This window comes from Saccharopolyspora sp. NPDC045839 (genome assembly GCF_056431645.1).
Genome location: NZ_JBWKKH010000036.1, coordinates 5,137 through 18,139 on the forward strand (window position 1 = coordinate 5,137; position 13,003 = coordinate 18,139).

General features: G+C 71.5%; 9 protein-coding genes. 1 reads left to right on the forward strand and 8 read right to left on the reverse strand.

Annotation, left to right across the window (positions count from 1 at the left end; all coding sequences use genetic code 11):
* Positions 1 to 96: 96 nt before the first annotated feature.
* From AC07EQ_RS35170 to mfd, 7 genes are all read right to left on the reverse strand, one after another.
* Positions 97 to 915: a lytic transglycosylase domain-containing protein gene (locus AC07EQ_RS35170; protein ID WP_478392139.1), complete on the reverse strand. Its 819-nt coding sequence runs from the start codon at positions 913 to 915 to the stop codon at positions 97 to 99.
* Positions 916 to 1,478: 563 nt separating this feature from the next.
* Positions 1,479 to 2,264, reverse strand: coding sequence for a lytic transglycosylase domain-containing protein (locus AC07EQ_RS35175; RefSeq protein ID WP_478392140.1), 786 nt, complete (start codon positions 2,262 to 2,264; stop codon positions 1,479 to 1,481).
* Between the two features lie 118 nt (positions 2,265 to 2,382).
* On the reverse strand, positions 2,383 to 3,402 hold the full coding sequence (locus AC07EQ_RS35180; protein ID WP_478392141.1) for a nucleoside triphosphate pyrophosphohydrolase: 1,020 nt from the start codon (positions 3,400 to 3,402) through the stop codon (positions 2,383 to 2,385).
* A gap of 228 nt (positions 3,403 to 3,630) precedes the next feature.
* Entirely contained in the window at positions 3,631 to 4,554 is a 924-nt protein-coding gene (locus AC07EQ_RS35185) for a SurA N-terminal domain-containing protein (protein ID WP_478392142.1), read from the reverse strand.
* Positions 4,555 to 4,646: 92 nt separating this feature from the next.
* The gene (locus AC07EQ_RS35190; RefSeq protein WP_478392143.1) at positions 4,647 to 5,192 is read right to left on the reverse strand and encodes an AMIN-like domain-containing (lipo)protein; all 546 of its coding nucleotides are present in this window, start codon (positions 5,190 to 5,192) and stop codon (positions 4,647 to 4,649) included.
* A 160-nt stretch (positions 5,193 to 5,352) separates the two neighbouring features.
* Positions 5,353 to 7,050, reverse strand: coding sequence for a BCCT family transporter (locus AC07EQ_RS35195; protein ID WP_478392144.1), 1,698 nt, complete (start codon positions 7,048 to 7,050; stop codon positions 5,353 to 5,355).
* A gap of 215 nt (positions 7,051 to 7,265) precedes the next feature.
* The gene (gene mfd, locus AC07EQ_RS35200) at positions 7,266 to 10,862 is read right to left on the reverse strand and encodes a transcription-repair coupling factor (protein ID WP_478392145.1); all 3,597 of its coding nucleotides are present in this window, start codon (positions 10,860 to 10,862) and stop codon (positions 7,266 to 7,268) included.
* A 161-nt stretch (positions 10,863 to 11,023) separates the two neighbouring features.
* Between mfd and AC07EQ_RS35205 the strand changes: the two genes are divergently transcribed.
* Positions 11,024 to 12,214, forward strand: a complete 1,191-nt coding sequence (locus AC07EQ_RS35205; RefSeq protein WP_478392209.1) for a PQQ-dependent sugar dehydrogenase — start codon at positions 11,024 to 11,026, stop codon at positions 12,212 to 12,214.
* A 174-nt stretch (positions 12,215 to 12,388) separates the two neighbouring features.
* Here AC07EQ_RS35205 and AC07EQ_RS35210 read toward each other — a convergent pair whose 3' ends face one another.
* Positions 12,389 to 12,982 carry a TetR/AcrR family transcriptional regulator gene (locus AC07EQ_RS35210; protein WP_093265895.1) on the reverse strand — a complete coding sequence of 198 codons (594 nt, stop codon included), beginning with the start codon at positions 12,980 to 12,982 and terminating at the stop codon, positions 12,389 to 12,391.
* Positions 12,983 to 13,003 lie beyond the last annotated feature (21 nt).

Below are 13,003 nucleotides of genomic sequence, written 5' to 3' on the forward strand. Positions count from 1 at the left end.
ACGCTCCCCCCCCCCCCCCCCCCCCCTCCCCCCCCCCCCCCCCCCCCCCCCCACCCCCTCCCCCCCCCCCCCCCCCCCCCCCCCCCCCACCGCCGGTCAGCGGCGGCGGTTGCCCGCTTCGGCGTAGGACTCCGCCAGCGCGAACACCTTCTGGCCGTACTCCACCGAGTTGTTGTACGAGAAGACCCCGGCCCACCAGCCCGAGCCGGTGGTCATGTCCCGGCCGCCCGCGCACAGGTAGCGGGCCGCGGCCATCGCGGCGTCGTCGAGGTTCTGCGGATCGCCGAGGCCGTCGCCGTTGCCGTCGGTCGCCCACCTCCGCCACGTGGACGGGATGAACTGCATCGGGCCGACCGCGCGGTCGTGCACGGTGTCGCCGTCGAACGCGCCGCCGTCGGTGTCCGGGATCAGCCGGATGCCCGGCCCGCCGTCGAGCGGCACCCCGATGATCGGGTTCGACGGGCGGCCGTCCTCGCGCAGCTGCCGGCCGGCGAAGCGGCCGTGGTTGGATTCGATGCGCCCGATGCCCGCGAGACTCGCCCAGGAGATCCGGCAGCCGGGCTGGTACCGGCGCATCGCCAGGTCGGCGTTGACGTAGGAGACGATCGCGCGGGCCGGGATGTCCACCACCGCCGACACCTCGTCGGCCCACTCCCGCACCGGGTCGGCGCGCACCGGGTCGAGGTCGGGGCCGGGCTGCGGGAGGGGTTCCTCGATCGGGGGCGCGACCGAGCCGGGCGCCACCTGCGCGGGCTCGACCTCCTGCTGCTCGGGCGGCGGCGCGGCCACCGGGGCGGCCTGCGGCTCGGCGAACGCGCTGACCAGCCCGACCCCGCCGACCATCGCGGCCAGCAGCCCAACCGCGACCGCGAGCCGCCCGGAGGCGGCCGACAGCGGCGAGGTGGTCTTGATCACGCCGCCCAGGCTACTTGCTAGTAGCCCCGGACCTCCAGCGTCCGATCAGTCGTTCTACGCCCCGGACGACGCGCGCCACCCCGGCTCGCCCCGCTCACATCCGCACCGGGCCGTTCGGGACTCGTTCGCGCGGCGATTTCGCGCGAAATCGACGTTCGCCACGCCTGCCGGATGGCGATTTCGCGCGAAATCGCCGCCTCGCTCCGCGTCCCGAAGCCTCGTCGCAGACCGCACCCGGGGCGCGCAGTTTCATGAGCGTTATTCATCCTGGTCGGCCCGCAGCCGCGGGCCGCAAAGCCTCACCTCGATGAGATGTCGCATGCGCCGCAGGCGCATAGCCCACCCCCGCAACTGGCACCGCCGCGGGTTCACTGTGCCCACCCCTCCGGGGTTCTCCCGGCGAGGACGGCCCTGACGCCGTGTATTGGACATACATCAGTCAGGGCACCCACAGACCAGGAAGCCTCTGAGGTTCCGCTACCCGCACCGCCACGCAAAACGAGGCTGGAAAACCCTCAATGGAAACCGTCAGGTGGGTGTGTTGCCTGGGGTCATCGCGGTGCTCAGCCCTCGGTCGGGATGCGGCGGCTCGCCTTGCCGTAGTAGTCGGCGTAGTCCAGCACTTCCTGGCCGTAGCTGCGGCTCTCGTTGTAGGTCAGCAGCGCCTTCCAGAACCGCTCCGGATCGCGCAGGTCGCCGCCCACGCTGCACAGGTAGTTGCCGGCCGCGACGGCCGCGTCGTCGATGTCCTGCGGATCCGCCACTCCGTCGCCGTCCGCGTCGTACTCCCAGTCGCGCCAGGTGCTCGGGATGAACTGCAGCGGACCCACCGCGCGATCCCACACCCGGTCGCCGTCGAACTCGCCGCCGTCGGTGTCCGGGATGCGCTTGACCCCGGTGCTGCCGTCCAGCGGCAGCCCGATGACCGGGATGCTCGGCCGCCCGGTCTCGTCCAGTCGCGCCCCGCCGTAGCGGCCGTGGCTGGATTCCACCGCGCCGATCCCGGCGAGAACCGACCAGCTCAGGCCGCAGTTCGGCGAGTTCTCCCCGATGAGCTGCTGCGCGTAGCCGTAGGCCTGGAGCGCGGCGCGCGGGATGTTGAGCTCGTCGGCCATCGACTCGGCCCAGCCGGAAAGCTGCCCCTGCGGCCGGGCGCTCACCGGCAGCGGCGGCCCGCCCGGCGCGAGCAGCCGCACCGACGGCGGATCGACGCCCGGGTCGGGCGGCGCGACCGCGGACGGCAGCGTGAACTCGCCGCTGCTCCGCGTCGACGACGTCGGAACCTGCGGCGCGCAAGACGCCAACAACGTGATCACGGGAGCCAGCAGCAGCCATAACCGACGCGGCAAGAGCAACCTCCTCAACGCACCCAGATGCACGGGGCTCCGATCCAGCAGGCATGCCCCATCGAGAGATATCGCCGCGAGTCGCCGTTTCGTCAGCCGACGCGCCCGCGATCAGTGTGCGTCACCACTCCGAGCGCACACCCGCAGGGTCCGGCAAATCAGACATAAGCTCCCGCCAGTCGGCCACCGAGAGGGCCACCGGCTCCCGACCGGACTCGCGGGCCCGCCGCTCGGCCGCCCGGATGCGCTCGGCGAAGGCCAGCGCGACCGCGCGCAGCTCGTCCTCCGGATCGCGACCGGCCAGCTTCGCCTGCGCGGCGATGCCGAACAGCGCGTCGCCGGGCGCTTCGCCGCGCGGCATCGCGTCCGCCGGGATCCCGGCGCGGTCCGCGCGCTGCACCAGCTTGGCGGCCAGGGCCACCGCGGGCTGCCCCAGCGCCACACCATCCACAATGGATTCGCGCTGCTTCTCCCGCTGCTTCAGCTCTTCCCAGCGGGCGTGCTGCGACTCGGCGTCCAGCAGCTCCGGGTCGTCGGCGAAGACGTGCGGGTGCCGGGACACGAGCTTGCTGACCAGGCCCGCGGCAACGGCGTCGATGTCGAACGGATCGGCCGCGTCCTCGGTCGCCACCCGCGCGTGGAACAGGACCTGCAGCAGCACGTCGCCCAGCTCCTCGCGCAGCGCCTCCCGATCGCGGAGGTCGATCGCGTCGAGCAGCTCGTAGGTCTCCTCGACGAGGTATTTGCGCAGCGTGTCGTGGTCCTGCTCGGCGTCCCACGGGCAGCCGCCGGGCGAGCGCAGCCGGTCCATCACCGTCACCGCGTCCAGCAGCTCGATCCCGGCCGGCGCCGGGGCGGCGATCACCCGCGCACCAGCGGCGCGCAAGCCGTCGGCCTCGGCGGAGCCGAGCTCGCCGGCGACCAGCACGACCGGTTCCCGCGCGGCCTGCGCCAGCAGGTCCGCGACCGGAGGCGGGGCGGGAGCGTCGAGCGCCGCGCGCGTAGCGGGCGCGAGACCGGGTTCGGCGTAGACGGCGGCCGCGCTGCGCAGCAGCGGCAACGCCGCGGCCGGTAGGACCTCGCCAAGCCGGTCGTCGACCAGAACGACCGCAGAACCTTCCGCCACTCGGACCTCCCTCATGCTGCGATTGTCCCAGCCGCAACCCGTGCCGTGAACGCAGGTGCAGAGGCGTTGGTCACCATGACCAACTCCCGCAATTTCCATTGAAATCGGACCTTCGATTTCAATGGAAATTGCGGGTCGCCCACACCCTGCCCGCGTGTCGGGCGACGACACGCGGGAGGGTGTGGATGAGCTCTTCGATTTCAAATGGCCTGCGGTTTCGATTGAAACCGCGGACCCCCGGGGTCAGCCGGCCGCGGGTCGGCCGGTGAGGCGGAATCCGGTGGTTTCGCCCTCGCTCGGGACCGCGGTCAGGCCCACCTGGTCCCACGTGCCGTAGCGCGGGCTGAGCTGCACCCCGACGCGGTCCGCGGTGATGCCGAGGAGGTACGCGCCGAGGCCTTGCAGCGTCTGCTCGTCCGCGCCGCCCGCAGCCGGCATCGGCGGCACGTCGGTGCGGCGCTCCTTGATCCGCGCGATCAGCCACTGGCCGGAGTTCTGCTCCGGCTCGAAGGCCAGGACCGTGCCGGGCTGCGCGCCGAACAGCGGCGTCGAGGCCGCGAGCTGCGGGCTGTCGGTGGCGCGCAACCTCTGGTCGAGCGCGGCCGGGACGCCCGCCCTGGCCGCCTCGTTGACGACCGCGGCGGCCTCCGCCGGACCCTGCGCCATGCGGCGCGCCTTCTCCTCCGCCTCGCCGCGCGTGGTCGCCTGGGTGTAGTCGAAGGTGATCTCCAGCCGATCGAAGTACTTGCGGCCGAGTTCCGTCGTCAGCAGCTGGGTCCGGACCACGTCGCGGAGGTTCTGCGGGGTGTAGATCTTGCCCTCGGTCGCCGCCTGCGGGCCGCCCATCCGGTTGATCCGGTCGGCGATCTGCTGATCGGTGACGGTCAGCCGCTCGTCGCGGGCCGCCTGGTCGACCAGCTCCTGCCGGACGAGCTGCGCGGCCAGCTGCCTGCCGAGCTCGTCGAGGTTCCCCTGCTGCTGCAGCTGCGGTTTGAGGTCCGGCTCCTTCGCGAGCACCTCGCCGAACCAGGACTGGACGGCGGAGACCGGGATTCGGGTTTCGCCGACGATGGCGGCGGCGCCGACCTGGCTGGGGCCGGAGCCGCAACCGGCGAGCAGCAGGCCGGCTGCGGCGATCGATGCGAGAAGGCGCCCGTGGCGCGGCATGCTGAACCTCACAGCGGGCACCCTCTCACGAAGTCACGTTCCGGTGAAGCCTCGACACAGTCCGAAGTCGACGCTCGTGACACCCGTTCGACTCAACGGCCCAACGAGCCCTCGGCCATGTTGACGATCACCTTCTCGCCCTCGACCAGCACCTCGTAGTCGACGCCCTGGGAAAGCCCGATGGTCAGCTCGCCGGTGCCGTGCGAGTTGTCGTTGACGACCGCGCTCTTCGCCAGCTTCTGGCCGAGCTGCTCGGGCCCGGCGGTGCTGCGGTCCTGGTCGGCGATCTCCACGTAGATGTGCAGGAACGCCTTGCCGGTCATGCCTTCGACCGGCTCGCCGGAGCCGCCCCAGGCCGGCGACTGCGAGTTGATCTCGTGCTTCATCACCTTCAGGCCCGAAGCGTTCGGGAGCTTGCTGAAGTCGAACACGACCCGCTCCTCGCCGCCGTGCACACCTGCGCGGATCTCCGGCTTGGTGGCCGACGACGTCAGGTTGGACACGCCACCGATCGGCGCGGAACCACCGGCCGAGGGCGCGGGGGCCGGCGTCTCGGCGCCCGCGGCGCATCCGGTCAACGCCAGCACGGACAGCGCGATCGAACCGGTCGCCAGAACCAGCTTGCTGCGCAACGACATCGTCAGAACCTCTCGCCAGGAAAGCCTTTCTCCCATAGACGCAGCCCGGCGCGGGAGGTTCCGCATATCCGCAACTGATCTCCCGGACATCTGGCGCACGATCCACCGCACCGGGGATCAGCGGGTCCGAAATCCTCTGTGGACCATCCACAGCGGACGATCAGGTCTGCTTCGAATCGTCTTCGGCCGGGCCCACTTCCAGCTGGAAGTCCCCGCCGTGGCGCTCCGTTCCGTGGATGACCGCCTGCTCCAGCACCTGTGCGCCCTTCATGCCGCGCTGCATCATCGGGTCCTCGCGCAGGTCCTTCATCAGCGCGACGCACAGCAGCACCATCACCACCGCGAACGGCGCCGACGCCAGGAAGGTCAGGTTCTGGATGCCGCTGAGCGCGTTCTCGCCGCCGACGATGAGCATGATCGCGGCCACCGCGCCCGTCGCCGCGCCCCAGAAGACCACCATCCACCGCTTCGGCTCGATCGAACCGCGCTGCGACAGCGTGCCCATCACCACCGACGCCGCGTCGGCGCCGGAGACGAAGAAGATCGCCACCAGGACCATCACCAGCACCGTGGTGATCGCCGACAGCGGCAGCGTGTCCAGCACGGCGAACGTCTGCGCCTCCTCGCCGCCGCTGCGGTACACGTCGACCCCGCTCTGCTGCACCCGGATCCCGCTGCCGCCGAAGATCGCGAACCACACCAGGCTCACCGCGCTGGGCACCAGGATCACGCCGGTGACGAACTGCCGGATGGTGCGGCCGCGGCTGATGCGGGCGATGAACATGCCCACGAAGGGCGTCCACGAGATCCACCACGCCCAGTAGAAGACCGTCCAGCTGGACAGCCAGTCGTTCATCGCCGCGCCGCCGGTGGCGCCGGACCGGGAGGCCATCTCGCCGAAGTCGCGCAGGTAGACACCGATCGTGGTGGGCAGCAGGTCGAGGATGAACACCGTCGGGCCGACCACGAACACGAAGAGCGCGAGCAGCGCGGCCAGCACCATGTTGATGTTGGACAGCCACTGGATGCCCTTGGCCACGCCCGACACCGCCGAGAAGATGAAGCAGATCGTCAGCACCACGATGATCAGCACCAGAACCGTGTTGCCGACGCCGGCGATCCAGCCGGCCGACTGCATGCCGCTCTGGATCTGCAGCGTCCCCAGACCCAGCGACGCGGCGGAGCCGAACAGCGTCGCGAACAGCGCGAGGATGTCGATCAGCTTGCCGACCCACCCCTCCGCGTTGCGCCTGCCGAGCAGCGGCGTGAACGCCGCGCTGATCAGCTGCTTGCGGCCGCGCCGGAAGCTGCCGTAGGCGATGGCCAGCCCGACGACCGCGTAGATCGACCACGGGTGCAGCGTCCAGTGGAACAGCGACGTCGCCATCGCGGTCTCCACCGCCGCCTCGCTCAGCGGCGGCACCGTGCCCGGCGGCGGCTTGACGAAGTGCGCCAGCGGCTCGGCGACGCCGAAGAACATCAGGCCGATGCCCATGCCGGCGCTGAACATCATCGCGATCCACGACACGGTGCGGAATTCCGGCTCTTCGTCGTCCCGCCCGAGCGGGATCGCGCCGTAGCGGCTGATCGCCAGCCACAGCGCGAACACCACGAACCCGGTGGCGGCGAGCACGAAGCCCCAGCCGATGTTGGTGACCAGCCAGGACAGCGCGGCGGACGACATCCGCGCCAGCGATTCGGTGGAGAACACGCCCCAGCAGACGAAGAAGACGGTGATCGCGGCGGTGACCCCGAAGACGACGAAGTCGGTGCGGGGCGCCTGCTCGACGGCGAACGCGGCGGGGGACCGCGGGATGCCGTCGCCCGCCTTCTGCGGTTCCGAGGACTTCCTGGTCATGATGCCGCGCCTCCTCGTGACGCCCTGCGAAGCCGGATCAACCGTCACGCCAGGGCGGGATCCCGGCAACTCAGAAGCACGGGTGCGCCCACCCGGGAGATCGCAGCTTCGCGAGGCCGCGGCCGGGCGCGCAACGCTCGCGAGTGCTTTGGGGTGCTATCGCGACCCAAAGCACTCACGAGCGCTTGACCAGGCGAAAACTCGCGCTCCCCGGCTCAGGCGACCGGGGCCGGGGCGGTGGTGAGGTCCTCCAGGAACTTGGTGCACCAGTCCAGCAGCGCCTCGTCGCGCAGCTGCGGCGCGCCGATCCGGCCGCCCGCCGCGCCCTCCGTCGGCCTCGGCACCGACACCGTGCGGACCGCCGGCTTGTACACCGCCTTCGGGTAGAGGCGCTTGAGCCGCACCTGCTTCGAGTCGGGCAGCTCCAGCGGCGCCAACCGCAGCGACGCGCCCTGCAGGGTCACCTCGCGGACCCCGTGCTCGCGGCAGGCCTGCCGGAACCGCGCCACCTTCAGCAGCCGCTCCACCGGCTCGGGCAGCTGCCCGTACCGGTCGACGAGCTCCGCTCGCACCGCCTCCAGCGCCTCGACGTCGAACGCCGCCGCGAGCTTGCGGTACGCCTCCAGCCGCAGCCGCTCCCCCGGCACGTAGTCGTGCGGGATGTGCGCGTCGATGGGCAGGTCGACCCGGACCTCGGTGAGCTCCTCCTCCGCCTCGCCCGGCTCCGCCCCCGCGTGCCGCCGGAACGCCTCCACGGCCTCGCCGACCAGCCGCACGTACAGGTCGAAGCCGACGCCCGCGATGTGCCCGGACTGCTCGGCGCCGAGGATGTTGCCCGCGCCGCGGATCTCCAGGTCCTTCATCGCGACCGCCATGCCCGCGCCGAGCTCGGAGTTCTGCGCGATGGTCGCCAGCCGGTCGTGCGCCGTGTCGGTCAGCGGCTTCTCCGGCGGGTACAGGAAGTAGGCGTAGCCGCGCTCCCGCGCCCGCCCGACGCGGCCGCGCAGCTGGTGCAGCTGGGCGAGGCCGAGCAGGTCGGAGCGGTCCACGATCAGCGTGTTCGCGTTGGAGATGTCCAGGCCGGTCTCGACGATCGTGGTGCACACCAGCACGTCGTGCTCGCGCTCCCAGAACCCCTGGATGATCTTCTCCAGCCGGTCCTCGTTCATCTGCCCGTGCGCCGTGACGATTCGCGCCTCCGGCACCAGTTCCCGCAGCTGGCGCGCGACCTTCTCGATGTCGTGCACCCGGTTGTGCACGAAGAACACCTGGCCGTCGCGCAGCAGCTCGCGCCGGATCGCGGCGGCGACCTGCTTCTGGTCGTACGCGCCGACGTAGGTCAGGATCGGGTGCCGCTCCTCCGGCGGGGTGAGGATGGTCGACATCTCCCGGATGCCCGCCATGCTCATCTCCAGCGTCCGCGGGATCGGCGTAGCCGACATGGTCAGCACGTCCACGTGCGTGCGCAGTGCCTTGATGTGCTCCTTGTGCTCGACGCCGAAGCGCTGCTCCTCGTCGACGATCACCAGGCCCAGGTCCTTGTAGCGGATCCCGGTCTGCAGCAGCCGGTGCGTGCCGATCACGATGTCGACCGCGCCGTCGGCCAGGCCCTTGATGGTCTCCTCGGACTCCATCGGGTCGGTGAACCGGGACAGGCCCTTGACCGCCACCGGGAACGACCGCATCCGGTCGGTGAAGGTGTTCAGGTGCTGCTGGGCGAGCAGCGTCGTGGGCACCAGCACGGCGACCTGCTTGCCGTCCTGCGCCGCCTTGAACGCCGCGCGCACCGCGATCTCGGTCTTGCCGTAACCGACGTCGCCGCAGATCACCCGGTCCATCGGCACCGGGCGCTGCATGTCGGCCTTCACCTCGTCGATGGCGGCCAGCTGGTCGCCGGTCTCGGTGTAGGGGAAGGCGTCCTCCAGCTCCCGCTGCCACGGCGTGTCCCCGCCGAAGGCGTGCCCGGGCGAGGACTGCCGGGCCGCGTAGAGCTGCACCAGCTCGGCGGCGATCTCCTTGACCGCCTTGCGCGCCTTGGCCTTGGTGTTCTTCCAGTCCGAGCCGCCGAGCCTGCTCAGCGCCGGCGCCTCGCCGCCGACGTATCGGGTGACTTCGTCGAGCTGGTCGGTCGGCACGAACAGCCGGTCACCGGGCTGGCCGCGCTTGCTCGCCGCGTACTCCAGCACCAGGTACTCGCGGGTCGCACCGGCGACGGTGCGCTGCACCATCTCCACGTACTTGCCGATGCCGTGCTGCTCGTGCACCACGAAGTCGCCGTTCTTGAGCGCCAGCGGATCGACCGCGTTGCGCCGCCGCGACGGCATCCGGCGCATGTCCTTCGTGGAGGTGCCGCCCCGGCCGCCGGTCAGGTCCGCCTCGGTGAGCACCACCAGCGCGATCCCGGGCGCCGCGAAACCGTCCTCCAGCCCGCCGCGCACCACCGTCACCACGCCGGCTTCCGGCTCCGCCGCCAGGCCGTCCTCGGCCAGCCGCGCGGGCAGCTCCGCTTCGCGCAGCTGCTGCACCGCGCGCTGGGCGGTGCCCGCACCGGCCAGCACCAGCACCGCCGCGCCGCCGGCGGCGGTGTGCGCCCGCAGGTCGGCGAAGGCGCGCTCGATCTCGCCGCGGTAGGCGTCGACCTGCTTGAGGACGAGCCGGATGACCTCGTCATCGTCCTCGCCCTCCTCGCTGGTCAGCTGGGTCAGCGGCCACCACGGCAGGTCGAGCGAGCGGGTGTGCTCGGCGACCTCCGCGAGGCTGCGGTAGGCCGAGGCGCCCAGGTCGATCGGCGCCTTGCCGCCGTCGGCGGCGACCATCCAGGAGGCCTCCAGGAACTCCTGGCCGGTGCGCACCAGGTCGGCGGCGCGGGCGTGGATCTTCTCCGGGTCGGCGAGCAGCACGTGCGTGCCCGCCGGGACCAGGTCGGTCAGCAGCCGCATCTCGCCTTCGCACAGCGCCGGGATCAGCGCCTCCATGCCCTCCACCGGGGCACCGCCGGCGATCTTCTCCAGCATCTCGGCGAGGTGCGTGTCGGTCTGGTGCTGCTCGGCGAGCTTCGCGGCGCGCTCGGCGACCTGCTCGGTGATCAGCAGCTCCCGGCAGGCCGGGGCGAACAGCTCGGTGCTCGGCGAGTCCGCGAGCGAGCGCTGGTCGGCGACGGCGAACGGGCGGATCTCGGTGACCTCGTCGCCCCAGAACTCCACCCGCAGCGGGTGTTCCTCGGTCGGCGGGAACACGTCGACGATGCCGCCGCGCACCGCGAACTCGCCGCGCTTCTCGACCATGTCGACCCGGTCGTAGGCCAGCGACGCGAGCCGCTCGACGAGTTCCTCGAAGTCGTGCTCGACGCCGACCGCGAGCCGCACCGGCGCCAGCTCGCCGAGCCCGGGCGCGATCGGCTGGATCAGGCTGCGCACCGTGGTCACCAGCACCTGGACGGCGCCGTGCGCGTGCTCCTCGGGATGCGCGAGGCGGCGCAGCACCGACAGCCGCCGGCCCACGGTGTCGGCGCGTGGCGAAAGTCGTTCGTGCGGCAGGGTTTCCCAGGACGGGAACACCTCGATGCCGGCCGGGCCGAGCAGGTCCGACAGCGCCGCCGCGGCCTCCTCCGCCTCCCGGCCGGTGGCGGTGACCAGCAGCACCGGCCGCCCGGCACCACCCTCGGCGGCCAGCGCGCCGGCGGTCAGCGACCGGGCCGCGACAGGGCCTTCCAGCACCAGGCGCGGACGCCCGGCCGCCGCCACGACCTGCCGGATGGCGGGATCGCGCAGCACGATTTCGAGCAGTCCGCGCAGGGGACCGGCCTGGCTCATGGAGCTACCTCGCAGCAAGACATGGCGAATGCGGGCACACCCCTGCCCGGGACGAACGCCGAGACCGCAGGGGCGACGGGTTCCAGACTACGACTCCGGTGCGACACGAACGCGACGACCCGAACGCACCGCATGGCCGGTGTCACACTGTGCGCATGCCCATGCGCCGGTTCGCCGCGATCATCCTGCTCCTCCCGCTGATCGGCGCCTTGGCCGGCTGCGGCAGCGCGAGCAGCGACGATCGGCCCGCACCGGTCAGCACGGCCGCCCCGGGGCCGTCGGCGCTGCGCGTCGAGGTCGTCGCGGCCGGGCTGGAACACCCCTGGGACATCGGGTTCCTGCCGGACGGCACCGCGCTGGTCGGCCAGCGCCCCGGCCGGCTCGCGCTGCTCGCCGATCACCGGCCGGGAGCGCTGGTGCGGCCGGTGCAAGCGGACCTCGGGGACGTGCTCGCCCAGGGCGAAGGCGGGCTGATGGGCCTGCTGGTGCACCCGTCGTTCGCCGACAACCGGCGGTTCATCACCTGCCAGACGCATCAAGAGAACGGCGCCGCGGTCGACGTCCGGTTGATCACCTGGCGGCTGGCCGCGGACGGCTCGCGCGCGGACCGGGTCGGCGACCTGCTCACCGGGCTGCCGGTGAATCCCAGCGGGCGGCACTCCGGCTGCCGGCTGGCGGTGGCCGAGGACGGCGCGCTGCTGGTGAGCACCGGGGACACGGCGCGGCCCGCGATCGCGCAGGACCGCGGCTCGCTCGGCGGGAAGGTCCTGCGGATGAACATCGACACCGGCGCTCCGCTGCCGGACAACCCTTTCATCGCTTCGCCGAACCCGCGCGAGCGGCTGCTGTACACCTACGGGCACCGCAACCCGCAGGGCGTCGCGCCGCGGCCGGGCGGTCAGGTGTTCGTCGCGGAGCACGGGCCGGACGTCGACGACGAGATCAACCTGCTGCGGCCGGGCGGGAACTACGGCTGGGACCCGTCGCGCGGCGGGGCCGAACACAGCTACGACGAGTCGGTGCCGATGACCGACCTGCACCGCTTCCCGGACGCGGCCAAGGCGGTCTGGTCGTCCGGCGATCACACCGAAGCGATCAGCGCGGCGGCGTTCCTGACCGGCTCGCAGTGGGGCCGCTTCGACGGGATGCTCGCGGTCACCGCGCTGAAGGGCAGCAAGCTGCTGCTCTTCGAGGTGCGACCGGACGGCGCGATCGACGAGGTGTCGATCCCCCCGGAGCTGAACGACACCCACGGCCGGCTCCGAGCGGCCCGCCAAGGCCCCGGCGGGGCCCTCTACGTGACGACGTCCAACGGAACCGACGACAAGGTCCTCCGCATCACCACGACCTGACCCACCCGGAGATCGGAGACCCGCAATTTCAAATGGAAATCAGAGGTCCGATTTCCATTGAAATCGAAGAAGTTGTCCACATCCTCCAGCGTGTCGGACGACGACTCGCCGGGAGGATGTGGACAACCCGCAATTTCCATTGAAATCGAAGGTTCGATTTCAATGGAAATTGCGTCACTTCGTGGACAGGCGGGGCTTGTGCTCCAGGTGGGAGAGGCCGTTCCAGGCGAGGTTGACCAGGTGCGCGGCCACCTCTTCCTTCTTCGGCTTGCGCGCCTCCAGCCACCACTGCCCGGTCAGCGCCACCATGCCGACCAGCGCCTGGCTGTACAGCGGGGCGAGCTTCGCGTCGTAGCCCCGCGCGCTGAACTGCAGGGCGAGGATGTGCTCGACCTGGCTCGCGATGTCGTTGAGCAGGCTGGAGAAGGTGCCGCTGTTGCTGGCCACCGGCGAATCGCGCACCAGCACCCGGAAACCGTCGGTGTTGTTGTCGATGTAGTCCAGCAGCGCCCGCGCCGCCTGCTCCAGGAGGTCCCGCGGATGCCCCGCCGACAGGGCGGAGACGACCAGGTCCAGCAGGTTGCGCATCTCGCGGTCGACCACCACCGCGTAGACGCCTTCCTTGCCGCCGAAGTGCTCGTAGACGACCGGCTTCGACACCCCGGCGCGGTGCGCGATCTCCTCGATGGACGTGCCGTCGAAGCCCTTCTCCGCGAACAGCGCCCTAGCGACGTCCAGCAGCTGCTGCCGACGTTCCTTGCCCGTCATCCTGACCCGTGCGGTGCGCCC

What these genes read in the sequence shown, in the direction of transcription:
- AC07EQ_RS35180 (WP_478392141.1), bottom strand. Translation starts at nt 3,402, where the DNA reads ATGAGGGAGGTCCGAGTGGCGGAAGGTTCTGCGGTCGTTCTGGTCGAC.
- AC07EQ_RS35185 (WP_478392142.1), bottom strand. Translation starts at nt 4,554, where the DNA reads ATGCCGCGCCACGGGCGCCTTCTCGCATCGATCGCCGCAGCCGGCCTG.
- AC07EQ_RS35190 (WP_478392143.1), bottom strand. Translation starts at nt 5,192, where the DNA reads ATGTCGTTGCGCAGCAAGCTGGTTCTGGCGACCGGTTCGATCGCGCTG.
- AC07EQ_RS35195 (WP_478392144.1), bottom strand. Translation starts at nt 7,050, where the DNA reads ATGACCAGGAAGTCCTCGGAACCGCAGAAGGCGGGCGACGGCATCCCG.
- mfd (WP_478392145.1), bottom strand. Translation starts at nt 10,862, where the DNA reads ATGAGCCAGGCCGGTCCCCTGCGCGGACTGCTCGAAATCGTGCTGCGC.
- AC07EQ_RS35205 (WP_478392209.1), top strand. Translation starts at nt 11,024, where the DNA reads ATGCGCCGGTTCGCCGCGATCATCCTGCTCCTCCCGCTGATCGGCGCC.
- AC07EQ_RS35210 (WP_093265895.1), bottom strand. Translation starts at nt 12,982, where the DNA reads ATGACGGGCAAGGAACGTCGGCAGCAGCTGCTGGACGTCGCTAGGGCG.